A 22,903-nucleotide genomic window follows, 5' to 3' on the forward strand; every position below is an offset into this window, starting at 1 on the left:
GTAGATCTACGCAGCCGGGTCCGGCGGCTCGCGGCGGCGCTTCACGGCACGGACGGCGCCGACGGTGCCCGCGCCCCCGGCGGCGCCGAGACCGACCGCCAACGGTCCCAGCACGACCAGGGCGGCGAGGGCGAGGCCGCCCAGCAGCGCGGTCAGCAGGGCGACACGGACGAACGGCGCCCACGCCTCGCCGGTGAGGACCTCGCGCACCAGGGACCACTGGTCGGGGACCCGCGGACCGGTCACGACGACCTCCGGGCACGGCGGAGCCGGACGTCGATGAGCCGCCCCCTGGTGGAGCGGACCCAGACCGGCGCGCCGCGCGCCAGCGCCCGCAGGTCCCGGCCGGACAGGGACAGGACCGCGGGCCAGGCGGGGCGCTCGCCGGACTGGTCGGCGCCGAACTCCAGCACCGCGGCGAGGGCGCTCACCTGCCGGGTGCGGCACCAGCGGAACAGCCGGGCCGACCAGCTCGTCCACAGCTGGCGGGGCATGCGGGCCACCACGCTGAGCAAGTGGGCGCGCCGGTCGTCCGTGTCGGCCAGGAACCCGCGGTGCGCCTCGACCCACACCAGGGCCTCGTCCCGCGGCAGCAGGCGCCCCAGCGCCCGGAGGGCGTGGACCGGGCCCCGTTCGCGGTCGCGGAGGGCCCGCCGCACGCCGACGACGGCGTGCAGGCCGAACCACAGGCCGAGGACGGCGATCGCTCCCAGGCCCACCCAGCCGCCCGCCCCGTGCTGCGCCGCCAAGCCGGTGGACACCGCACCGCTCACCACGGTCAGCCCTCCTCGACCGGCGACGAGGTCCGCTCCAGCCGCAGCAACCGCGACAGGACGGGCGCCCGCTTGCGGCTCGCCTCGGCCAGGGCGTTGGTGGCCCGGGCGGCCCCGTCCCGCGTGAGCCGGTAGTAGCGGCGCCGGGGTCGGCCGCGGCGCTCGTCCGAGGGGTCCTCCTCCCAGCGGGCGGTCACCCACCCCGCCTGCTCCAGGCGCTGGAGCAGCGGGTAGACGGTGCCCGGGGGCAGCTCGGTCCCCTTGATCACGTCGAGGCCGTACGCCTCCTGCTCCGGCGCGTCGAGCAGCAGCCGGAGCACCAGCTGGGTCGGCAAGGTCATCCTGGGCGGCACACGCGGACCGTATCGAATTCGGCCTATATCGAGAAGGCCCTAACTCGATATAGGTAATCCCGTCCCACCACCTCCACCCGCTCGGCCTACCCTCGGCCTGCCGAGAGCCGCCCGCCCCCTCCCCTAGGCTTCCGACCGTGCGCTTCGTCCTGGCCTCGCAGTCACCCGCCCGCCTAGCCGTCCTCCGCGCCGCCGGCGTCGAGCCCGAGGTCCGGGTCTCCGGCGTGGACGAGGACGCCCTCGCCGCCTCGCTGACCGACCCCACCCCCGAGCAGCTGGTCACCGCCCTGGCCCTGGCCAAGGCCGAGGCCGTCGCGGACGCCTCCACCGGCGACGAGGTCGTCGTCGGCTGCGACTCCATGCTCCGCACCGCCGACGGCGAGGTGCACGGCAAGCCCGGCACCGCCGACGTGGCCCGCGAGCGGTGGAAGCGGATGGCGGGCACCACCGGCACCCTCCTCACCGGGCACGCCGTGCTCCTGGTGCGGGACGGCGCGGTCGTCGACCGGGCCGTCGACCACGAGGCCACCACCGTCCGGTTCGGCCGGCCCGCCGACGACGAGCTGGAGGCCTACCTCGCCACCGGCGAGCCGCTGCACGTCGCGGGCGCGTTCACGCTCGACGGACTGGGCGGCTGGTTCGTGGACGGCATCGACGGCGACCCGTCCAGCGTGATCGGCATCAGCCTGCCGCTCACCCGCCGGCTGCTGCGCCGGGTCGGCGTCACCGTGTCGGACCTCTGGTAGCGGTTGTCACATTTTCCCCGATCCGGGAAGCTCGCCCCAGGTGCCTCGCGTTGGGGGAGCCGATGAACGAGTTGCTGACGCGTCGTCGTCACATCGACTTCGGTCGCCGGACGAGCACGGGTTGTCGCCCCTGACACCCCGTCAGCCGCCCCTGCGCACCCACCGGAGCAGTCGTGTCGTTCATCCGCACCTACACCCAACCCAAGGTCTTCGGCATCGCCGTGCTCGCCGCGCTCGTCCTGGGCGCGCTCGCGGGCTACGTGGCCCAGGCCACCGACCAGGCGTGGCTCACCACCACCCTGGGCCACGTCGGCGACGTGTTCACCAGCCTGTTGCAGTTCACCGTCATCCCGCTGGTGTTCACCGCGATCGTCGTCGGCATCACGAGCCTGCGCCGCCTGGGCACGAACCGCGCCGCGCGGCTCGGCGGGAAGACGCTGCTGTGGTTCGCCGTGACGTCCCTGATCTCGGTGCTCATCGGCCTCGCCATCGCGCTGGTCTTCAGCCCCGGGGCGGGTGTGCAGGTCCAGCCGTCGGAGGCCGCGGTGGAGCGGCTCTCGGCCCGCGACCCCGGTTCGTGGAGCACCCTGCTGGAGACGCTGATCCCGAGCAACCTGTTCGCCGCCTTCACCGAGGGCGAGGTGCTCCAGGTCGTGTTCATCTCGGTGCTGGTCGGCTTCGCCGCCTACGCGCTCGGTGATCGGGCCGAGCCGTTCGTCACCCTCACCCGGTCGGTGTTCGACCTGATCCAGAAGGTCGTCGGCTGGATCGTGCTGCTCGCGCCGATCGGCGTGTTCGGCCTGATCGGCACCGCGTTCGCCACCTACGGCAACTCGTTCGTCCGCCCGCTGTTCTCGCTGATCGCGGCCGTGTACGGCGGGACGCTGCTGGTGCTGTTCGTGGTGTACCCGGTGCTGTTGCGGTTCGTCGGGCGGGTCAGCCCGGTGACGTTCTTCAGCAAGGCGTGGACGGCGATCCAGTTCGCCTTCGTGTCCCGCTCGTCGGGCGCCACGCTGCCGCTGAGCAGGCAGACCGCCGCCAACCTCGGCGTGGACCCGGACTACGCGTCGTTCGCCGTGCCGCTGGGCACCACGACCAAGATGGACGGCTGCGCCGCGGTGTACCCGGCGATCGCGACGGTGTTCATCGCGAACCTGTTCGGCGTCGAGCTGGGCGTCTGGCAGTACGTGGCGATCATCGCGGTGGCCGTGTTCGGCGCCCTGGCGACCGCGGGCACCACGGGCTGGTTCACCATGCTGACGCTGACCCTGGGCGCGGTGAACATGCCGCCGGAGGTCATCGCCACCGGTGTCGCGGTCGTCTACGCCATCGACCCGATCCTGGACATGGTCCGCACCGCGACCAACGTCGCCGGCCAGATCACCGTCCCGGTCCTGGTGGCGCGCGGCGAGGGCCTGCTCGACGACGAGGTCCTCAACGCGCCCAGCGAGCCGCCGCTGCTCTCCGGCCCCCGCGCCGCCGTCCCGGCCTGACCCCGAACCCCCAACCCACCAACCCCGAACCCGCGCGACCCGGACGTACGACTCACGCGAGAGTCGTACGTCCGGGTCCACCGTGTCGAACGTTCAGGACCCCCGAGTTCCACGTTCAGGACCCCCGGCCCCGGGCGAGGCGCGTTCCGGGGCCTCAGTCGCCGCACGGGCCGAGGTCGGCGGCGTCCGGCACGACCGCCGGCCAACCCGGCACCAGCTCCGGCGCGTCGACCACCTCCGTGCAGCCCAGCTCCTCACCACCGTCCACCAGCGAGAACACCTGCACGAACCGCCGCGGGCAGTCCTCACCGGCCGGGCACTCGCGCTGCACCGCCACCACGTCGGCCACCGCGTCCCGGTCCACGTCGTGCAGCGCCAGGTGGCCCCCGCTCGACACGTAGGGCACCTGCGCCCGCGACCACGCCCCCGACCTGCGCACGAGCACCTCGCCGAGCACCTCGCCCGGCACCTCGGACTCGACCTCGCCGCGCACCAGGCACACGCCGACCCCGGCGTCCGCGCACTGCAACGACCGGTCGGTGATCTCGGCGCCCGAAGCGGCGACGGTCAGCTCGAAGACGTTGGGCCCCGAAGCGCCGGACGTCCGGATCCGCCCCACCTCCGGCCCGACGAGCAGCGCCACCGAATCGGGTCCGACCTGCTGCTCCACCACCGTACGGCACGCCTCCGCACCGCACCTCAGCTCGCCGAGGGGCGGTTCCACCCCGGTCGCCGCGGGCGCCCCGGGACGGGTCGACCACGCGAAGGCCAGGCCCGCGACCGTGGTGACCACGGCCAGGCAGGCGACCAGGAGCACGGCTGCGGGTGGGCGCGTCACGGTCGCCGATTGTTTCACCGAAGCGTGAGCTGTCTCTCCGCCACCGCGTACTGCCGGGTCACTAAACTCCCCCTGCATTGCCGCTCCACATCCAGCGTTGCAGGAGGTAGGACGTCGTGTCGCTGCGCAAGGTCCTCGTCGCCAACCGCGGTGAGATCGCCGTCCGGGTCATCCGCGCCTGCCGGGACGCCGGTCTGGCCAGCGTCGCCGTGTACGCCGACCCGGATCGCGACGCCCCGTTCGCGCGGCTCGCCGACGAGGCGTTCGCGCTGGGCGGCAGCACGCCCGGCGAGAGCTACCTCTCGGTGGACAAGCTGCTGGACGTGGCCAAGCGGTCGGGCGCCGACTCGGTGCACCCCGGCTACGGCTTCCTGTCCGAGAACGCCGACTTCGCGCAGGCCGTGCTGGACGCGGGCCTGACCTGGATCGGGCCGACGCCGCAGGCCATCCGCGACCTCGGCGACAAGGTGACCGCCCGGCACATCGCGACGCGCGCGGGCGCGCCGCTGGTGCCCGGCACCAAGGACCCGGTCGGCGGCCCGGACGAGGTCGTGGCGTTCGCCGAGGAGCACGGCCTGCCGGTCGCGATCAAGGCGGCGTTCGGCGGCGGCGGCCGGGGCCTGAAGGTGGCCCGCACGCTGGAGGAGATCCCCGAGCTGTTCGACAGCGCGGTGCGCGAGGCCGTCACCGCGTTCGGCCGCGGCGAGTGCTTCGTCGAGCGCTACCTGGACCAGCCCCGCCACGTCGAGGCGCAGGTGCTGGCCGACCAGCACGGCAACGTGGTCGTCGTCGGCACGCGCGACTGCTCGCTCCAGCGCCGCCACCAGAAGCTGGTCGAGGAGGCGCCCGCGCCGTTCCTCACCGACGAGCAGCGCGAGCAGATCCACACCTCCGCGCGGGCCATCTGCCGGGAGGCCGGCTACCACGGCGCGGGCACGGTCGAGTACCTGGTCGCCCGGGACGGCACGATCTCCTTCCTGGAGGTCAACACCCGCCTCCAGGTCGAGCACCCGGTCAGCGAGGAGACCGCGGGCGTCGACCTGGTGCGCGAGCAGTTCCGGATCGCCGCGGGCGAGCGGCTGCGGTTCACCGAGGACCCGACCCCGCGCGGTCACTCGATCGAGTTCCGCATCAACGGCGAGGACGCGGGCCGCAACTTCCTGCCCGCCCCCGGCGTCGTGACCACGTTCACCGCGCCGTCCGGCCCCGGCGTCCGCGTCGACGCGGGCGTGGAGAGCGGCACGGTCATCGGCGGCCAGTTCGACTCGCTGCTGGCCAAGCTGATCGTCACCGGCGAGGACCGCGCGCAGGCGCTGGAGCGGGCCCGCCGCGCCCTGGACGAGATGGTCGTCGAGGGCATGGCCACCGTGCTGCCGTTCCACCGGGCGATCGTGCGCGACCCGGCGTTCGTCGGCTCCGAGGACGGCTTCACCGTGCACACCCGGTGGATCGAGACCGAGTTCGACAACGCGATCGAGCCGTTCGCCGGCGGCGCGGGGGCCGAGGAGGCCGAGGAGCGGCAGACCGTCGTGGTCGAGGTCGGCGGCCGGCGGCTGGAGGTCTCGCTGCCCGGTGACCTGGCGATCTCCGGTTCCGGCGGCGGCGCGAAGGCGGACGCCAGGGCCAAGCCGCGCAAGCGCGCCGGCGGCAAGTCGGGCGCGGCCGTGTCCGGCGACGCGGTGACCGCGCCCATGCAGGGCACGATCGTCAAGGTCGCGGTGGAGGACGGCGCGCAGGTCGAGGCGGGCGAGCTGCTGCTCGTGCTGGAGGCCATGAAGATGGAGAACCCGGTGACCGCGCACAAGGCCGGCGTGGTCACCGGCCTGGCCGCCGAGCCGGGCGCGACGGTCACCCAGGGCACCGTCCTGTGCGAGATCAAGGAATAGGCTCGGCGATGTGAGCGAGCGGGACATCCGGATCGGCGACGCGGAGCGCGAGCACGCACTCGAACTGCTCGGCACGCACCTCGGGGAGGGGCGGCTGACGGTGGACGAGTTCGGCGAGCGCTCCGCCCGCGTGGCCACCGCGCGGACCCGCGGCGACCTGTACGGCCTGTTCGCCGACCTGCCGGCGCCGCGACCGGAGTTCGCCAGGGTCGCGCCGCTGCCGCCGGCCGACCGGTCGGGACGCGGCGGGCAGCTCGCGCCGCGGCTGACGGGCGCGGTGCTGCCCGCGGTGGCGGTGCTGTCCGTGGTGCTGTTCGTCCTGTCCCGGTTCAACCCCCTGGTCTTCCTGCTGGTCCCCGCGGCGATGCTGCTGCTGAGCCGGATGGGCGACCGGTGAGCGCGCCGTCGCTGCTGCTGCTCGACCTGGACGGCGTGCTGCGGCGGTTCGGACCGGACGCGCCGATCGAGGACCGGTTCGGCCTGCCGCGCGGGACGCTGGCGCGGGTGTCGTTCTCGCTGTCCGGGCCCGCGGTCGTGGGCGAGGTCACCGACGAGCGGTGGCGCGGGGTCGTGCGGGACCAGCTGGTCCGCGACGGCGTCCCGGCCGACCGGGCCGCCGGGGCGGTGGCCGAGTGGACGCGCGTCGGCGAGGTCGTCCCCGAGGCCCTGGAGCTGGTGCGGCGGGCGCGGGAGCGGTGCCGGGTGGCGCTGCTGTCCAACGCCACCGACCGGCTGCCGCGCGACCTGGCGGAGCTGGGCCTGGACCGCGAGGTCGACGCGGTGGTGACCTCGGCGCGGCTCGGGGTGGCCAAGCCGTCGCCCGAGGCGTTCCGGCGCGCCCTGCGGGTGCTCCAGCACTCGGCGTCGGGCACGCTGTTCTGCGACGACACCGCGGTGAACGCCGAGGCCGCCCGGACCGTCGGCATCGACGCGGTGCACACGCCGGACTTCCCCGCCCTGCACGGCGCCCTGGCGTCGCGCGGCCTGCTCGACGAGGGGCCCACCGGTCCGGCCGGCGGCCCCGGCGACGCGCTGCTGGTGGTGCTGCACGACCGCGGCGACGCGGAGGAGGCGGCGCGGGAGCTGGTGGAGGCCGGGTGGTCGCCGTGCGCGGTGCACCGCGACCTGCTGGCCGGCGAGGACGACGCCGAGGACGCGGACTGGGTCGTCGAGCTGGTCGCCGGGCCCGACGGGCAGCCCGCCGCCGCGCACCGCGGGCTGCTCGAAGAGCTGGCCGCCCGTTACGACGGGTTCGTCACGGACTAGTCTGCGCGGCACCGCGAGGTCGGCGTCCCGGGACCTCGCCCGTCCGAGCGGAGCGAGGACAACCGCCATGGAGGCCGTGGAGATCAACGCGGGTGAGTTCTACCTGCGGCAACTGCGCGCCGACGACCGCATCGACGACCGGGCGGCGCTGGTGGGCGGCGGTCTGTGCCCCGACCCGGTCGCGGCGGGCGCGCACGTCGCCGAGCGCGCGCGGCGGTGGCACGCCGACGAGAGCTGCTCGTGGGCGGTGTGCGACCAGCTCACCGGCGTCGCGGTCGGCGTGGTCGAGCTGACCGCCGCCGGCGGCCTGACCTGCTGGATCACGCCCGAACTGCGTGGCAGGGGCATCGCCACCCGCGCGGTGGCCGCCGTGCTGCGGTTCGGGTTCGGCTTCCTCGACCTCCCCCGGATCACCGCCGAACCGCCGGACGACGCGGCGCGGCGCGTGGCGGTGAAGTGCGGCTTCGTCACAGAGGGTCCACATCCCGTGTGGACACGGCTACGGTAGGTGCTCATGAGGGCCGCTCGCGTGATCATCGCCACGTTGTGCGCGTTGACGATCTGCGCTTGCACGCCCTTACCGGAGCACACCGCGGACGGCCGCGCGGAGGAGCACGACATCGCCTCGGCGACCATCGCGCCGTCCCTGCCGCCCAGACCCCGGGAGATCAGGCTGGAGGGCCTGGACCCGTGCGCGGTGCTGACGGAGGAGCAGCGGTTGCGGCTGAGCCTGGACAACCCGCCGAGCGCCTACGTGGAGACGGGCTTCGGCAACGCGAAGGCGTGCACGATGCGCAGCACCATCAGCGGGAACGTGACGCGGCTCGCGCTCGTCACAGCTGAGGGAGTGGGTGTGTGGCTGGACGAGAACGCCCAGGTGGACGCCCGTCCGACGACGGTGGGCGGTTTTCCTGGACTGACGGTCCGCACACCGGGTATGGAGCAGGTGTGCAACGTCGAGGTGGACGTGGCGGAAGGGCAGTTCCTGGACGTCATGTTCCGCGACGGCGGCAATGAAACGAAAGCGACGCAGGACACGCTATGCCTAGGAGCGCAACGGGTGGCCGAGGCGGCGATCGCCGCTTTGCTGCAACGGCGCTGACCCGCGCGGGGGATGGAGCACGCCACCCACTCCCCGTTGTCGGACCCTCTGGCTAGAGTGACCCTGCGCGACGAGAACGTGACGGGAATAGGGAAGACGGGGAGGTCGTCCATGCCGTCGGAAGACCACGGGCGCGGTGGCGACACAGGCGCACCACCGCCCGTGTCGCACACCTTGAACGTGGAACCCGGTGCCATCCCCGGGCTCCGCAACGCGTTCTCGGGCGCGCTCACGAAGCTGGACGAGCAGATCGAGCTGGCGATCACCGAGATCAGGGTGCGGCCCTGGGCCGGGGACCCGGTGAGCCAGGAGGCCGCCGAGCAGTTCAACGAGCGGTCCCTGGAGTCCGGCGACTCGGCGCTGGCCGCGTTGCAGAACTACCAGCAGCAGCTCAAGTCGGCCATGGACGCGTTGAACCTGGTCGAACGCCAGTACCAGTCCATCGAAGACGACAACACCGGGTTGATGGGACAGCAGGGCGGCCGCTGAGCACCCGGCGCAGGCAAGGGGAATCTTCATGCCCGATGGACACCGCTGGAGCGGGTACAGCCACGAGGAGCTGTACCGGCAGATCAACGCCGGTCCCGGACCGGGCGCCTCGCACGTCTCGGTGGAGCGCTGGGTCGGCGTGTCGTCGGCGTTGACCGAGATCAACGCCGAGCTGCACGCGGGCATCCTGCGTTCCGGCGCGAGGTGGGAGGGCAACGCGGCCGACCAGGCCCGCAACGGCATCAACCCGCTGGCGGCGTGGGCGGACGAGGCCCGCACCGGCGCCGACGTGATGCGCACGTCGGCGGAGCTCCAGGCCGACTACATCGCCAAGGCGCGGGCGGACATGCCCGCGCCCGTGCCGGTGACCGCGGAGAAGCCGAACCTGGTCGTCAGCGTGCTGACCTCGCTGGTGGGCGGGCAGACGGACTACGAGAAGCAGGAGCAGGCGCAGGACGCGGCCGAGCAGCGGGCCCGCGAGGTCATGGCGACCTACGCGTCGAGCACCTCCTCGAACACCAGCACGCTCGGCCAGTTCCACCAGCCGCCGCAGCTGGTGGTCAGCGCGCCGGACGTGGTGCGCAACGACGGCGCGGGCGTGCACGGGCACGGCTGGGGTTACGGCGGGCCGCGCGGTGGCCGCGGGTACGGCGGCGGGCGGGGCCGGAACGGCGGCCGCGGGCGCGGCACGGCGCCGGCGACCCGTCCCGGCAGCGGCACGGCGCCGGGCGGCGCCACGGGCACTTCCTCGACCTCGGGGTCGCAGCAGGCCAACACCCGTCCCTCGTCGGCCTCCGCGCCCACGACGGGCCCGTCCACCGGCGGCGCGCACGGTCCGGGCGGCGTGGTGGGCGGCGGCGGCTCCGGCTCCGGCTCCGGCTCCGGCCAGGACCGCCGCAAGCAGTCCTCCGGCTCGTCCTCGGGCTCGGGTTCCGGCTCCGGAGCCACGTCCGACGTCACTGAGCAGCAGGGCAGCGCCGCCGCGCAGCAGTCGATCGGCGGCCCCGAGCACCGGGTGCCCGTCGGCACGACGTCGGTCAGCTCGGCCGACTTCGGCGCGTTCGCCGCGGCGAACGCCCAGCACGCGACGACGGCGAGCCCCGGTGGTTCGGCCGGCACGCTGGCGGGCGCGGGCCAGGCGGGCAACAACGACACCGTGCACAAGCGGACCGTGGCCGCGGCTCCCGCGCCCGCGGCGTTCGACCCGTTCGGCGGGTTGGGCGCGGCGCGCGGCGTGGCGGAAGAGGAGGAGGACGCCACGCACGACGCGGCCGACTACCTCCGGGAAACCGACGACATCTACGGGATCGGCGGCTTCTCGCCGCCGGTCATCGGGGAGAGCACCACCCACTGATGACGACCTTCGGCCTGGACCTGGGGCTCAACGACGTGCGCGAGCCGGTGACGATCTCGGCGCTCGAATTCGACGTGCTGTGGGAGCACCTGCGGCTGGAGACCATGCCGCTGGTGCTCAAGGTGCCGTCACCGGGCAAGACCGACGCCGAGCGGGCGGAGCTGGAGCACCGGGCGTGGACGGCGCTCGAACAACGGGGCCTCGGCCGCCCGGTGTCCCTGGACCCGACGCTGGAGGACTTGCTCCACCTGCTCAACCGCCCGCAGCAGGAGGTGGACGGCCGCCTGTGGCTGGGCCGCAGCGTCCGCGTCCTGGCGGCCGCCAAGGGCCAGTCAGCCGTCCTCGCCGTCCTCGACGACGACCGGCTGACCCTGCGCCCGGCGTCCAGCGAGGGCCTGCCCCGGGAGGCCCTCTCGGTCCTGCCCCCGCTCCCCGCGGGTCCGGGCCACTCGGTCACCCTCCCCAGCGCCGACCTGGACGCCGCGGCAGCCGCCGCGACCACCCCGGACGACCTGGCGCGGGTCCTGACCTCCCGCGGCATCCGCGCCGAGGACGCCCAGACCCTGGCCGACATGTTCCGCGACGCCTCGAACCGGGGCCAGTTCGGCGCGGCCCACCGCGACAAGTGGGGCAAACGCGTCCGCCCGGACAACGTGGTCGCCTTCTTCGACACCCCGGCCGGCCGCTACATCCAACTCCGCCGAGCCACCCCGGGCCAACAACCGTGGTCCACCGTCTCCCCCGTGGACCACCGCCGCCTACAACACCACCTAGAAACCCTAACCACCCCCTAACCCCGCGTGTCCTCCACTCAGACATCGCGTGTCATCCAACCGGACACCGCGAACTGACCACTGGGACACAGCCCAACCACACTTTCGGGTGGTTCAGGTACGGAATCGGCGGCTCTGCCCTCGGTTATGCATGATCACCCTCCCCGAGGGCCTGCACGGCGCTCACCTCCGCACCCGCCTCCACCACCACCTCGGCCGCGTCGAACTGCGAAATGCGATCGGCGACGGTCGCCTGGTCAGCTACTCCCGCACGGTGCTGGTCCAGCGCGAACGCATGAACCAGCTCCCCACCCGAGCCGCCGCCGCACTGCTGACCGCAGGCCCGAGCACGCTGCTCACCAGCCACACCTCAGCCTGGCTGCACGGCTGCACAGCCGCTGAGACCAACCGCATCCACCTGCTCATCGGCTACCACCAACGACACCGCGCCCGGCCTGGCGAAGCGGTGCACCAAGCCCACCACGACCCCGCCGAGGTGGCTGTGCTCGACGGCCTCCGCTGTCTGGCTCTGGAGCCGACGCTCGCCGAACTGCTGTGCCGCGCCGACCGCCCCACCGCGCTGGCGTGCACCGATCAGGCGCTGGCGGTCATGCCGCCGGACCGACGGGCGGAGATCAAGACGGATCTCGCGGTGCGAATCGCGCAGCGTCCCGACGTGCGCGGCAGGCGACGGGGCTTGTTCCTGGTCGACGTGGCGACAGGGCTGCCGGAGTCCCCGGCGGAGAGCGCGCTCCTGCTGATGGTCGTCGATGCGGGGTTTCCTCCGCCTGAACCCCAGCACCGCGTCACCGACCTCGACGGACGAGAGGTGTGGCGGATCGATTTCGCCTGGCCGCAGTCCCGGATCGCGCTCGAATACGACGGTTACGCCGCGCACGCCACCAAGGCCGAAGCGGACGAGGCGCGTGAGGAGGACCTCCGGAGGCGTGGGTGGAAGGTGCTGCGGGCGAACGCCTCCGACCTGCGCAACCCCACTCGGCTGTTCCGGGACCTCAGCGCGGCGCTCTCGGTGCCCAAGTGCAGGCCTCGAAGGTTCTGGATGTAGAACACGCGATGCCTGAGCGGAGGACACGCGGGGGGTTAGGGGCCTATGCCTTGGCAGGGGCGGGTTCGCAGGTCGGCCACGTAGTCGTCGGGGGCGCCGGCGGCTTCGGCGGCGTCCGCCACCACGCCTATGTAGCGGGCCGAGGGAAGACCGCCCTCGTAGGCGTCCAGGACGTAGAGCCAGGCGGTGACCGAGCCCTCCAGGGTCTGGACGCGCAGGCGGATCTTCTTGTAGAGGCCCAGCGCCCCTTCCCAGCGGTCCAGGCGGGACTCGTCACGCGGGCTCACGTCGTAGAGGACGCAGAACACCTGCGAGTCCGGGTCCTCGACGATCGTGGCGAGCGCGCCCTCCCACCCCAGGTCCTCGCCACCGAACGTCAGACGCCAGCCGGCGAGCCACCCGGTCCCCGCGATCGGGGAGTACGGGGCTCGCTCCATCATCTGGTTCGGGTCCATGTTGGATCCGTACGCGGCATAGAGCGGCACGACCACAGCCTAGCGACCTATCGATCACCCCGAGGTACCAGAAGACCGGACGACACGCCCCGGCACCCGACCGCGTACCTTTGACGAGGCTGCGAACAGCGCAGAAACCCCGGAGGAGGACGTGGCGTGACCCGCATCGTCATCATGGGCGGTGGCCCGGCAGGTTACGAGGCGGCGCTCGTGGCAGCCCAGCACGGCGCCGACGTGACCATCGTCGAACGCGAGGGCGTGGGCGGCGCGTGCGTCCTCTACGACTGCGTGCCGTCGAAGACCTTCATCGCCTCCGCCGGCGGGCGCAGCGCCTTCCGCAATGCCGGTGAGCTGGGCATTCGCACCAACAACGCCGCGGCCGAGGTCGAGGTGCCCGCCGTCCACGGCCGGGTGAAGGGCCTCGCGCTCGCCCAGTCCGCCGACGTCCGGGCGCGGCTCCAGCGGGAGGGCGTCCGCATCATCACCGGCACGGCGAAGTTCTGCGACGACAGCAAGGGCCTCGCCCAGCACGAGGTCGTCGCGCGCGCCGAGGACGGCGCCAAGGAGGTCCTGCCCGCCGATGTGGTGCTCATCGCCACGGGCGCGACCCCGCGCGTCCTGCCGGGCGCCGAGCCGGACGGCAAGCGGATCCTCACCTGGCGCCAGATCTACGACCTCCCCGAGCTGCCGGAACACCTGGCCGTCATCGGTTCGGGCGTCACCGGTGTGGAGTTCGCCTCCGCCTACACCGAACTGGGCGTGAAGGTGACGATGGTCTCGTCACGCGACCGGGTGCTCCCGCACGAGGACGCCGACGCGGCCGCCGTGCTGGAGGACGTGTTCGCCGAACGCGGCACCGCCGTGGTCAAGCACGCCCGCGCGGACCGGGTGGAGAACGTCGGCCACGGCGTCCTGATCCACCTGGAAGACGGTCGCACGATCGAGGCGAGCCACGCCCTGATGACGGTCGGCTCGGTGCCCAACACCAGCGACATCGGCCTGGAGAAGATCGGCATCGAGCTGGGTCGCGGCGGGTACATCCCGGTCGACCGGGTCTCGCGCACGAACATCTCCGGCGTCTACGCGGCGGGCGACTGCACCGGTCTGCTGCTGCTCGCGTCCGTGGCCGCCATGCAGGGCCGCATCGCCATGTGGCACGCGCTGGGCGAGGGCGTCAGCCCGATCAAGCTCAAGACGGTCGCCGCGAACGTGTTCACCAACCCCGAGATCGCCACCGTCGGCATCAGCCAGCAGGCGATCGACTCCGGCGAGGTGCCCGCGCGCACGATCATGCTGCCGCTGGCCACCAACCCGCGCGCCAAGATGGAGGGCCTGCGCCGCGGCTTCGTGAAGCTGTTCTGCCGCCCGGCGACCGGCGTGGTCATCGGCGGCGTGGTGGTCGCGCCGAACGCCAGCGAGCTGATCCTGCCGATCGCGCTGGCCGTGCAGAACCAGCTGACCGTGGAGGACCTGGCGACGACGTTCTCGGTCTACCCGTCGCTGACCGGGTCGATCACCGAGGCCGGCCGCCAGCTCATGCGCCACGACGACCTCGACTGACCCGGGGAGGGGGGCGGGAGCACCGCCCCCCGACCTCACTCGACCCAGTCGAAAGTCCTGGTCACGGCCTTCTTCCACAGCTGGTACTGCCGTTCCCGGGTCTCGTCGTCCATGGCCGGGTCCCACTGCTTGTCCTGCGCCCAGTTCTGCCGGATGTCGTCCTCGGACGCCCAGAACCCGACGGCCAGCCCGGCCGCGTAGGCGGCGCCCAGCGCCGTGGTCTCGTTCACCACGGGCCGGATCACCGGGACGCCCAGGATGTCCGCCTGGAACTGCATCAGCAGCTCGTTGACGACCATGCCGCCGTCGACCTTCAACGAGGTCAGCGCCACGCCCGAGTCGGCGTTCATGGCGTCGATCACCTCGCGGGTCTGGAACGCCGTGGCCTCCAGCACCGCGCGCGCCAGGTGGCCCCTGTTCACGAAGCGGGTCAGCCCGACGATCGCGCCGCGCGCGTCCGACCGCCAGTAGGGCGCGAACAGGCCGGAGAACGCGGGCACGAAGTACGCACCGCCGTTGTCCTCGACGGTGCGCGCGTGCTGCTCGACCTCGGCCGCGTCGGTGATCATGCCGAGGTTGTCGCGCAGCCACTGCACCAGCGACCCGGTGACCGCGATCGAGCCCTCCAGCGCGTAGACCGGTTCCCGGGAACCGATCTTGTAGCACACGGTGGTGAGCAGGCCGTTCTCGCTCATCACCTTCTCCGTGCCGGTGTTGAGCAGCACGAAGTTGCCGGTGCCGTAGGTGTTCTTGGCCTCGCCCGGCGACAGGCACGCCTGGCCGAACGTGGCCGCCTGCTGGTCGCCGAGGATGCCCGCGATCGGCACGCCGGCCAGCGCGCCGCGCTCCCGGACCTTGCCGTACTCCTCGGACGACGAGCGGATCTCCGGCAGCATCGACACCGGGATGCCCATGTCCGCGGCGATGCCCTCGTCCCAGCTCAGCGCGTCCAGGTCCATCAGCAGGGTGCGCGAGGCGTTGGTGGGGTCGGTGACGTGCACGCCCCCGTTCACCCCGCCGGTCATGTTCCACAGCACCCAGGTGTCCATGTTGCCGAACAGCAGGTCGCCCGCCTCGGCCTTCTCCCGGGCGCCCTCGACGTTGTCCAGGATCCAGCGGACCTTGGGCCCGGAGAAGTAGGTGGCCAGCGGCAGGCCGGTCTTGGCGCGGTAGCGCTCCTGCCCGCCGCCGAGGTCGCCCAGCTCCTGGCAGATCCGGTCGGTGCGGGTGTCCTGCCACACGATCGCGTTGTACACCGGGCGGCCGGTCGTGCGGTCCCACACCAGGGCGGTCTCGCGCTGGTTGGTGATGCCGACGGCGGCGACGTCCCCGGCGGACAGGTCGGCCTTGGCCAGCGCGCCCGCCGCCACCTGGCGGGTGTTCGCCCAGATCTCGTCGGCGTCGTGCTCGACCCACCCGGCCCTGGGGAAGATCTGCCGGTGCTCCTTCTGGTCGACCGACACCACCCGACCCGAGTGGTCGAAGATCATGCACCGGGTGGAGGTGGTGCCCTGGTCGATCGCGGCTACGTACTGCGTCATGCCGGCATGTCCTTTCAGACCGGTGGGGCTCGTCAGACCGGGAGGGCCAGGAACAGCAGGGCGGCGAGCGCGCCGCCGACCAGCGGCCCGACCACCGGCACCCAGGCGTACCCCCACTCGGCGCCGCCCTTGCCGCGGATGGGCAGGATCGCGTAGGCGATGCGGGGACCGAGGTCGCGAGCGGGGTTGATGGCGTACCCGGTGGGGCCGCCCAGCGAGTTGCCGAGGCCGATGACGACGAACGCCACGCCCGCGTAGCCGAGGGCCGAGTTGCCGAGCTGCGGCACGCCGTCCGCGGCCTCCTTGGCGGCCGGGCTCAGCAGCACCCAGGCGACCAGCACGAACGTGGCGATGACCTCGGTGACGACGTTCCAGCCCGTCCGGGGCACGGTCGGTCCGGTGCAGAAGATGCCGCGCGTGCCGGCGGGGTCGTCGTGCGCGTCGAACTGGGCCTTGTAGGCCAGCCAGGCGAGCACGGCGCCGAGGAAGGCGCCGAGCAGCTGACCGGCGAAGTAGACGGGCACCTGGCTCCACGGGGTCTTGTCCGCGATCGCCAGGCCGAGGGTCACCGCGGGGTTCAGGTGCGCGCCGCTGGGCGCGGCGACGCTGGCGCCCGCGAACACCGCGAACCCCCAGCCGAAGTTGATCAGGAGCCATCCGCCCCCGGTGCCGAGCGTGTCCTTGAGCACGACGTTGGCGACCACACCGGCACCCATCAGGATCAGGATCGCGGTGCCGAGGGTCTCCCACACGAAGATCGATCCACTGCTCACCAGCCGACCTCCTCGCCTTGTCGGGAGGCAGCACTGTCCGGGTCCGGCGGCGCTGCCCACCCCACAACGTCCGGTTGACGCTAGTTCCGGGTCGATCAGTTGTCCACGGGTGGCGTACCAGCGGGTAACGTGGTCGAGTCGGTTCCGCTGGTACCGGGTACTCCTGGCCGGGCCTGGTGTGCCGTCGACATCTGGGAGGCGATCGTGATCTCGCCCGCTACGGGTCGGCTGGGCCCCGCCGAGCGCTCCGGGTCCTGGGAGCGGCTGGGCGCGGAGACCTTCGACCTGGTGATCATCGGTGGTGGCGTGGTGGGCGTCGGCGCGGCCCTGGACGCCGCGACGCGCGGCCTGCGGGTGGCCCTGGTGGAAGCCCGGGACCTGGCCTCGGGCACCTCGTCCCGGTCGTCGAAGCTCTTCCACGGCGGCCTGCGGTACCTGGAGCAACTGGAGTTCGGCCTGGTCCGCGAGGCGCTGCGGGAACGCGAGCTGATGCTCACCCGCATCGCGCCGCACCTGGTCAAACCGGTGGCGTTCCTGTACCCGCTGGCGCACCGCGCGTGGGAGCGCCCGTACACGGCGGCCGGGCTGCTGATGTACGACACCATGGGCGGGGCGCGGTCCGTGCCGGGGCAGAAGCACCTGTCGCGGGCCGGCGCGCTGCGGCTGGTGCCCGCGCTGAAGCCGGACGCCCTGGTCGGCGGCATCCGGTACTACGACGCGCAGGCCGACGACGCGCGGCACACCATGATGGTCGGCCGGACGGCGGCGCACTACGGGGCGGTCGTGCGGACGTCGACGCAGGTCGTCGGCTTCCTGCGGGAGGCGGACCGCGTGTCGGGCGTGCGGGTGCGCGACGTGGAGGACGGGCGCGAGGTCGACGTCCGGGCCCACGCGGTGATCAACGCGACCGGCGTGTGGACCGACGAGCTCCAGCGGCTGTCCGGGTCACGCGGGCGGTTCCGCGTGCGGGCGTCCAAGGGCGTGCACATCGTGGTGCCCCGGGACCGGATCGTGTCGGAGGCCGGGCTGATCCTGCGCACGGAGAAGTCGGTGCTGTTCGTGATCCCGTGGCGCAACCACTGGATCGTGGGCACGACCGACACGGACTGGAACCTGGACCTGGCACACCCGGCGGCGACGCGAGCGGACATCGACTACGTCCTGGAGCGCGTCAACTCGGTGCTGGCGACACCGCTGACGCACGAGGACATCGAAGGCGTCTACGCCGGCCTGCGCCCCCTGCTGGCAGGCGAGAGCGAGTCGACCTCGAAGCTCTCCCGCGAACACGCGGTGGCCCGAGTGGCCCCCGGCCTGGTCGCCATCGCCGGCGGCAAGTACACGACGTACCGGGTCATGGGCGCCGACGCGGTGGACGCCGCAGGGGTCGACCTGCCGGGCAGGCTCCAACCATCGATCACCGACAAGGTCCCCCTGGTGGGCGCCGACGGCTACCACGCGCTGGTGAACCAGGCCGACCAACTCGCCACCAGGTACGGCCTGCACCCCTACCGGGTGAGGCACCTGCTGGACCGCTACGGATCACTGGTCCACGAAGTCCTGGGCTCAGCAGACCCGGAACTGCTCAAACCCGTGCCCGCCGCACCCGACTACCTCCAGGTGGAGGTGGTCTACGCCGCGTCGCACGAGGGCGCGCTGCACCTGGAGGACGTGCTCACCCGCCGGACCCGCATCTCGATCGAATACCCGCACCGAGGCGTGGAGTGCGCGGAACCGGTCGCCCGCCTGATGGCGGGGGTGCTCGGCTGGGACGACGAACGCGTCTCCCACGAAGTCGCGGTCTACACAGCCCGAGTCGAAGCGGAACGGGCATCACAAGCCGAACCGGACGACCAGGCGGCGGACGCGGTGCGAGCAGCGGCCCCGGAGGCCCGACCAGAACTCACCGAACCGGTGAGCTGACAAGACACCTGTCGCGAACGTAGAACTCACCGCTCCTGAACGTTCGACACGGTGGACCCGAACGTTCGACTCGCGCGTCCGGAACGTACGACACGCCCGACCGGAACGTACGACTCGCGATGCCTCACCGGAGGACACGCGATGTCTGAGTGGAGGACACGCCGACGGGAAGGGACCGGCTACGCGAGGTGGGCGGCTTGGCAAATTTGGAGCCGCTCGTGGTTTCCCGTATGGCCTGGGCGCAGCCCTACCGCGCTTGTCAAGGGGTGTCGCACGCCCTTCGCGACACCCCTTGACAAGGGTGGTTGCCTCCGGCAGGCCATGCGGGAGACCACGAGCCCCACGCACTTCCCCCGGAGGCCTGCCCAGCGGCGAGCGACCGCTCGTGAACCCCGCGAACCTATAGAAAGCCCGTGAACACCCGAAAAGGATCAGGCCAGAGCGGCCAGCGCCGTGTGCACCATCACGCGCACCCCCACCATCAGCGCCCGCTCATCCAGGTCGAACGTCGGCTGGTGCAGGTCCCGCTGCTTCCCCACCCCGTCCCACACGCCCAACCGCGCGAACGACCCCGGCACGTGCTCCAGGTACCACCCGAAGTCCTCGCCGCCGGACGACTGCTCCGTCCCCGCCAACGCGTCCTCGCCCAGCGCCGCCTCGATGCCCGCCCTCAGCAGCACCGTGCTCTCGCGGTCGTTGACCACGGGGGGCACGCCGCGGCGGTGGTGCAGGTCGAAGCCGACCCCGGTGGGCGCCAGCAGCGCACCGACGAGCTCCTTGATCAGCGGCTCCAGCTCGGCCCAGATGTCCCGGTCACCGGTCCGCAGGGTCCCGCGCAGCACACCGTCCTGCGGCACCGCGTTGGGCGCCTCGCCCGCGTGCACCGCGCCCCACACGAGCACCGTCCCGGACCTCGGGTCCACGCGCCGCGACAGCAGTCCCGGCAGGCCGGTGATGACCGTGCCCAGCGCGTGCACCAGGTCGGCCGTGAGGTGCGGCCGGGACGTGTGGCCGCCCGGCGAGGTCAGGCGCAGCTCCAGCATGTCCGAGGCGGACGTGATGGCCCCGATCCTGGTGCCCAGCCTGCCGACCTCCAGCCGCGGGTCGCAGTGCAGGCCGAAGATCCGCTCCACGCCGTCGAGGCCGCCCGCCGCGAGCACGTCCAGCGCGCCGCCCGGCATGACCTCCTCGGCGGGCTGGAACACCAGGCGCACCCGGCCGGGCAGCTCGGTCGCCGACGCCAAGGCCAGCGCCGCGCCCAGCAGCACCGCGGTGTGCGCGTCGTGGCCGCACGCGTGCGACGCGCCCTCGACGGTGGACGAGTGGGGCAGGCCCGTGCTCTCCGTCAGCGGCAGCGCGTCGATGTCCGCGCGCAGCGCCACGCACCGCGGCCCGCTGCCGATGTCGCAGACCAGCCCGGTGCCACCGGGCATGAGGCGGGGCTTGAGGCCCACCGAGCGGAGGATCTGCTCGATCATCGCGGTGGTGCGGTGCTCCTTGCGCGACAGCTCGGGGTGCGCGTGGATGTGGCGGCGCCAGGCGACGACCTCTCCGGCGTTGGCCGCCAGCCAGTCGTCCAACCACGAGGGGCCGCGCCCCTCACCGGGATCATCCACAGGGGCAATGCTGACCCCCCGTTCCGTCAACAGCACGTCGGAACCTTCTTCCGGAAGACGCGAATCCAGGACCGTCATGCGGCACCCGCCAGGAGCCGCGCGCGCTGCTCGTCGTCGAGCGCGGCGGAGATCGTTGTCCAGGCGAGGGCCAGTGCCCCGTCGAGCACTGCCCGGTCGGCCGAAGCCGAGGCGCAGGCGGTCGCGAACTCGATTTGGTGGTTCACCGCGTCTCCGCAGTCGATGGCGATGGTCGGGTGGATGGCCGGCAGCGCACGGGTGATGTTGCCCATGTCCGTGCTGCCGATCTTCTCCTTGAGCTCCTCCTCGGGGCTCAACGGACGACGCCCCAGCTCGACGGCGACACGCCGGTAGGCGTCCGCGAGCCAGGGGTCGGGGGTCAGCTCGGCGTACACCGGTGAGACCTTGACGACCTCGTGGGTGCAGCCGGTGGCCAGCGCGCCGGCCTCGAAGCAGCGGTTGATCCGCTCCTCCAGCCGGCGCAGGGACTCCAGGTCGCCGGCCCTCAGGTCGAACATCGCCGAGGTGTTGGCCGGCACCACGTTGGGCACGGCGCCGCCGCGGGTGACGATGCCGCTGACCATCTGCCCCGGTTCCAGGTGCTGGCGGGCCAGGCCGATGGCGACCTGGGCGACCGTGATCGCGTCCGCCGCGTTCACGCCCAGGTGGGGCGCCGCGGCGGCGTGCGAGGGCTTGCCGGTGTAGTGGACCTCGACGTCGGTGATGGCCAGCGAGCGCGCGGCCACCGCCTCGTACGGCGCGGGGTGCACCATCATCGAGAACGACACGTCGTCGAAAACGCCGCGTTCGAGCATCAGCACCTTGCCGCCGCCGACCTCCTCGGCGGGCGTGCCGAGCACCCGGACGGTGAGGCCCAGCTCGTCGGCCACGTCGCGCAGCGCGAGCGCCGCGCCGGTGGACGCGGCGGCGATCACGTTGTGCCCGCACGCGTGGCCGACCTCGGGCAGCGCGTCGTACTCGGCGCACAGGCCCAGCACCAGCTCACCGGAGCCGAACGACGCGGTGAACGCGGTCTCCAGGTCCGCCACGCCGCGCTCGACCTCGAAGCCCTCCGCGGCGAGCAGGTCGGCGACCTTGGCCGCGCTGCGGTGCTCGGCGAAGGCCTGCTCTGGCTCCGCGTGGATGCTGCGCGAGAGTGCGATCAGCGCATCCGAGTACCGCTCGACGGCCGAGCGCGTGCTCATCTTGAAGTCGGTACCCATTTCGCGTCCATCCTGCATCACTGCCCGGTAGGCGCGACGCACCTCGCGTTGATCAACCGGCAACCGGTCGCGCGGGTGCGCCGAGCGGTGCTCGGAGTTCGGTCAGACCGATCAAGTCTGCGCAGACTCCGCCCGGGACGAGGACGAATTCCGGCTGCGAGGTGAGACTCCGTCAGGTCCGGGGCCGGCCGGGAGCCGGCTCCGGAACCGGGTTCAGCCGGACTTCCGCCCTGCCTTCCACTTGTCCCAGCGCTTCTTGTTCCGCCAGTAGACGAGGCCGAACAACGCCAGCGCGACACCTCCGAGCCACAACTTCTTGCGGGTCTCGGGGTTCGCCGGCGCGGCGGGGTCCTGGGGGGCGTCGATGCCGGGCCCCGGCCCGACGGTGCCGCCGGGTTGCAGGGTCTCGTTACCGGGGGCGGGCGCGTCCGTCTGCGCCGCCAGGTACCCGACCTGCGAGGACGGCACGGCAGCCGCTGTGCCCGACGCGGTGAGAGCGCCGGCGAGCACGAGCAGGCACACCGCGAGCACAGAACGCCACATGGTCACCTAGCCTAGTCACCGCTTCTCCCGGTTACCACTGTCAGTGGTCATCCAAACCGGTGAGTCATCACGTCCCGTGCACGCCGGCGACACCAGCACCAGCACCTGCACCAGCGGCACCACCAGCCCCACCGCCGAACGCGGCCAGGATCCGCTCGGCGGCCAGCGTCGCGGTCAGCTCGCCGTCCCGCACCTGCCGCTCGACCTCGGGCACCACGGCCCGCACCGCGGGCGCCGAGCGCAGCCCGCTCAGCAGCTGGTCGTTGACCATCGCCCAGGTCCACTCGACCTGCTGGCGGCGGCGGCGCGCGTCCAGCTCGCCCGCCGCGTCCAGCGTCTCGCGGTGCTTCCGGACCTGCTCCCACACGGTGTCCAGCCCGTCCCCGGCCAGCCCGCTGCACGTCAGCACCGGCGGGTGCCACACCGCGTCCGGCGGGCGCAGCAGCCGCAGCGCGCCGGCCAGCTCGCGGGCGGCCTTGCGGGCGTCCAGCTCGTGGGGGCCGTCGGCCTTGTTCACCGCGATGACGTCGGCGAGCTCCAGCACGCCCTTCTTGATGCCCTGGAGCTGGTCGCCGGTGCGCGCCAGGGTCAGGAACAGCGAGCAGTCGGTCATGTTCGCCACCGCGACCTCGGACTGCCCCACGCCGACGGTCTCGACCAGCACCACGTCGTGGCCCGCCGCCTCGACCAGCACGATCGACTCACGGGTCGCCCTGGCCACGCCGCCGAGCGTGCCGGAGGTCGGTGACGGCCTGATGAACGCCGCCGGGTCCACCGCCAGCCGCGCCATCCGGGTCTTGTCGCCCAGGATCGAGCCGCCGGTGCGGGTGGACGACGGGTCCACGGCCAGCACCGCCACCCGGTGGCCGGCCGCGGTCAGCATCGAGCCGAACGCGTCGATGAACGTCGACTTGCCCACGCCGGGCACCCCCGTGACGCCGACCCGGTGCGCGCCACCCGACCTGGGCAGCAGCTCGACCAGCAGCTCCTGGGCGGCGGCCCGGTGGTCCGGGCGCGTGGACTCGACCAGCGTGATGGCCCGCGCCAGGGTGCCGCGGTCGCCGGCGAGCACGCCCTCGGCGTACGCGCCGACGTCGACCGGCCTGGCCATGCCC

General features: G+C 72.8%; 24 protein-coding genes. 13 read left to right on the forward strand and 11 right to left on the reverse strand.

Annotation, left to right across the window (positions count from 1 at the left end; translation table 11 throughout):
• Positions 1 to 6 precede the first annotated feature (6 nt).
• Genes ABD223_RS10675 through ABD223_RS10685 form a run of 3 tightly spaced genes read right to left on the reverse strand, consistent with a single transcriptional unit; the run spans position 7 to position 1,114 of the window.
• Positions 7 to 246, reverse strand: a complete 240-nt coding sequence (locus tag ABD223_RS10675) for a hypothetical protein (RefSeq protein ID WP_344035905.1) — start codon at positions 244 to 246, stop codon at positions 7 to 9.
• Positions 243 to 776, reverse strand: a complete 534-nt coding sequence (locus ABD223_RS10680; RefSeq protein WP_344035906.1) for a hypothetical protein — start codon at positions 774 to 776, stop codon at positions 243 to 245. Before ABD223_RS10680 ends, ABD223_RS10675 begins: the two co-directional genes overlap by 4 nt.
• A gap of 2 nt (positions 777 to 778) precedes the next feature.
• Entirely contained in the window at positions 779 to 1,114 is a 336-nt protein-coding gene (locus tag ABD223_RS10685) for a PadR family transcriptional regulator (protein ID WP_344035907.1), read from the reverse strand.
• Positions 1,115 to 1,263: 149 nt separating this feature from the next.
• On the opposite strand from ABD223_RS10685, the gene ABD223_RS10690 reads away from it, so the two are divergent.
• Together ABD223_RS10690 and ABD223_RS10695 are read left to right on the forward strand one after the other, a co-directional pair.
• Complete coding sequence (locus ABD223_RS10690) at positions 1,264 to 1,872, forward strand: Maf family protein (RefSeq protein WP_344035908.1); 609 nt, start codon at positions 1,264 to 1,266, stop codon at positions 1,870 to 1,872.
• 173 nt (positions 1,873 to 2,045) lie between these two features.
• Positions 2,046 to 3,365, forward strand: coding sequence for a dicarboxylate/amino acid:cation symporter (locus tag ABD223_RS10695; RefSeq protein WP_344035909.1), 1,320 nt, complete (start codon positions 2,046 to 2,048; stop codon positions 3,363 to 3,365).
• Between the two features lie 154 nt (positions 3,366 to 3,519).
• Here ABD223_RS10695 and ABD223_RS10700 read toward each other — a convergent pair whose 3' ends face one another.
• Positions 3,520 to 4,203, reverse strand: coding sequence for a hypothetical protein (locus ABD223_RS10700; protein ID WP_344035910.1), 684 nt, complete (start codon positions 4,201 to 4,203; stop codon positions 3,520 to 3,522).
• A gap of 116 nt (positions 4,204 to 4,319) precedes the next feature.
• On the opposite strand from ABD223_RS10700, the gene ABD223_RS10705 reads away from it, so the two are divergent.
• The 9 genes from ABD223_RS10705 to ABD223_RS10745 all read left to right on the forward strand — a co-directional run bounded on the left by ABD223_RS10705 (position 4,320) and on the right by ABD223_RS10745 (position 12,139).
• Positions 4,320 to 6,089, forward strand: coding sequence for an acetyl/propionyl/methylcrotonyl-CoA carboxylase subunit alpha (locus ABD223_RS10705; RefSeq protein WP_344035911.1), 1,770 nt, complete (start codon positions 4,320 to 4,322; stop codon positions 6,087 to 6,089).
• Between the two features lie 10 nt (positions 6,090 to 6,099).
• Positions 6,100 to 6,486 carry a DUF1707 SHOCT-like domain-containing protein gene (locus ABD223_RS10710; protein ID WP_344035912.1) on the forward strand — a complete coding sequence of 129 codons (387 nt, stop codon included), beginning with the start codon at positions 6,100 to 6,102 and terminating at the stop codon, positions 6,484 to 6,486.
• Entirely contained in the window at positions 6,483 to 7,355 is an 873-nt protein-coding gene (locus ABD223_RS10715) for an HAD family hydrolase (protein WP_344035913.1), read from the forward strand. Before ABD223_RS10710 ends, ABD223_RS10715 begins: the two co-directional genes overlap by 4 nt.
• Positions 7,356 to 7,422: 67 nt before the next feature.
• Positions 7,423 to 7,863 carry a GNAT family N-acetyltransferase gene (locus tag ABD223_RS10720; RefSeq protein ID WP_344035914.1) on the forward strand — a complete coding sequence of 147 codons (441 nt, stop codon included), beginning with the start codon at positions 7,423 to 7,425 and terminating at the stop codon, positions 7,861 to 7,863.
• A gap of 21 nt (positions 7,864 to 7,884) precedes the next feature.
• Positions 7,885 to 8,457, forward strand: a complete 573-nt coding sequence (locus ABD223_RS10725; protein WP_344035915.1) for a DUF3558 domain-containing protein — start codon at positions 7,885 to 7,887, stop codon at positions 8,455 to 8,457.
• A gap of 180 nt (positions 8,458 to 8,637) precedes the next feature.
• Positions 8,638 to 8,946, forward strand: a complete 309-nt coding sequence (locus ABD223_RS10730) for a transcriptional regulator (RefSeq protein ID WP_344035916.1) — start codon at positions 8,638 to 8,640, stop codon at positions 8,944 to 8,946.
• A 28-nt stretch (positions 8,947 to 8,974) separates the two neighbouring features.
• On the forward strand, positions 8,975 to 10,300 hold the full coding sequence (locus tag ABD223_RS10735) for a PPE domain-containing protein (RefSeq protein WP_344035917.1): 1,326 nt from the start codon (positions 8,975 to 8,977) through the stop codon (positions 10,298 to 10,300).
• Complete coding sequence (locus ABD223_RS10740) at positions 10,300 to 11,094, forward strand: ESX secretion-associated protein EspG (protein WP_344035918.1); 795 nt, start codon at positions 10,300 to 10,302, stop codon at positions 11,092 to 11,094. Before ABD223_RS10735 ends, ABD223_RS10740 begins: the two co-directional genes overlap by 1 nt.
• Before the next feature lie 88 nt (positions 11,095 to 11,182).
• Positions 11,183 to 12,139, forward strand: coding sequence for an endonuclease domain-containing protein (locus ABD223_RS10745; protein ID WP_344035919.1), 957 nt, complete (start codon positions 11,183 to 11,185; stop codon positions 12,137 to 12,139).
• A gap of 35 nt (positions 12,140 to 12,174) precedes the next feature.
• Here ABD223_RS10745 and ABD223_RS10750 read toward each other — a convergent pair whose 3' ends face one another.
• The gene (locus tag ABD223_RS10750; protein WP_344035920.1) at positions 12,175 to 12,624 is read right to left on the reverse strand and encodes a gamma-glutamylcyclotransferase family protein; all 450 of its coding nucleotides are present in this window, start codon (positions 12,622 to 12,624) and stop codon (positions 12,175 to 12,177) included.
• A 126-nt stretch (positions 12,625 to 12,750) separates the two neighbouring features.
• Between ABD223_RS10750 and ABD223_RS10755 the strand changes: the two genes are divergently transcribed.
• On the forward strand, positions 12,751 to 14,154 hold the full coding sequence (locus ABD223_RS10755; protein WP_344035922.1) for an NAD(P)H-quinone dehydrogenase: 1,404 nt from the start codon (positions 12,751 to 12,753) through the stop codon (positions 14,152 to 14,154).
• Positions 14,155 to 14,189: 35 nt separating this feature from the next.
• Here ABD223_RS10755 and glpK read toward each other — a convergent pair whose 3' ends face one another.
• The gene (gene glpK / locus ABD223_RS10760; protein WP_344035923.1) at positions 14,190 to 15,695 is read right to left on the reverse strand and encodes a glycerol kinase GlpK; all 1,506 of its coding nucleotides are present in this window, start codon (positions 15,693 to 15,695) and stop codon (positions 14,190 to 14,192) included.
• Between the two features lie 32 nt (positions 15,696 to 15,727).
• The gene (locus ABD223_RS10765; RefSeq protein WP_344035924.1) at positions 15,728 to 16,468 is read right to left on the reverse strand and encodes an MIP/aquaporin family protein; all 741 of its coding nucleotides are present in this window, start codon (positions 16,466 to 16,468) and stop codon (positions 15,728 to 15,730) included.
• Between the two features lie 204 nt (positions 16,469 to 16,672).
• Between ABD223_RS10765 and ABD223_RS10770 the strand changes: the two genes are divergently transcribed.
• On the forward strand, positions 16,673 to 18,388 hold the full coding sequence (locus ABD223_RS10770) for a glycerol-3-phosphate dehydrogenase/oxidase (RefSeq protein WP_344035925.1): 1,716 nt from the start codon (positions 16,673 to 16,675) through the stop codon (positions 18,386 to 18,388).
• Positions 18,389 to 18,819: 431 nt separating this feature from the next.
• Here the strand turns inward: ABD223_RS10770 and ABD223_RS10775 are convergent, their stop codons facing one another.
• The 4 genes from ABD223_RS10775 to meaB all read right to left on the reverse strand — a co-directional run bounded on the left by ABD223_RS10775 (position 18,820) and on the right by meaB (position 22,899).
• Positions 18,820 to 20,082: an amidohydrolase gene (locus ABD223_RS10775; protein WP_344035926.1), complete on the reverse strand. Its 1,263-nt coding sequence runs from the start codon at positions 20,080 to 20,082 to the stop codon at positions 18,820 to 18,822.
• Positions 20,079 to 21,245, reverse strand: coding sequence for a M20 family metallopeptidase (locus tag ABD223_RS10780; RefSeq protein ID WP_344035927.1), 1,167 nt, complete (start codon positions 21,243 to 21,245; stop codon positions 20,079 to 20,081). The genes ABD223_RS10775 and ABD223_RS10780 overlap by 4 nt, the downstream gene beginning before the upstream one ends.
• Before the next feature lie 213 nt (positions 21,246 to 21,458).
• A complete protein-coding gene (locus tag ABD223_RS10785) occupies positions 21,459 to 21,788 on the reverse strand; it encodes a hypothetical protein (protein ID WP_344035928.1) in 330 nt (109 codons plus the stop codon).
• 67 nt (positions 21,789 to 21,855) lie between these two features.
• Entirely contained in the window at positions 21,856 to 22,899 is a 1,044-nt protein-coding gene (gene meaB, locus ABD223_RS10790; RefSeq protein ID WP_344035930.1) for a methylmalonyl Co-A mutase-associated GTPase MeaB, read from the reverse strand.
• Positions 22,900 to 22,903 lie beyond the last annotated feature (4 nt).

The sequence above is a fragment of the Saccharothrix xinjiangensis genome, from assembly GCF_039527585.1.
In the GTDB taxonomy this organism is placed as follows: domain Bacteria; phylum Actinomycetota; class Actinomycetes; order Mycobacteriales; family Pseudonocardiaceae; genus Actinosynnema; species Actinosynnema xinjiangensis.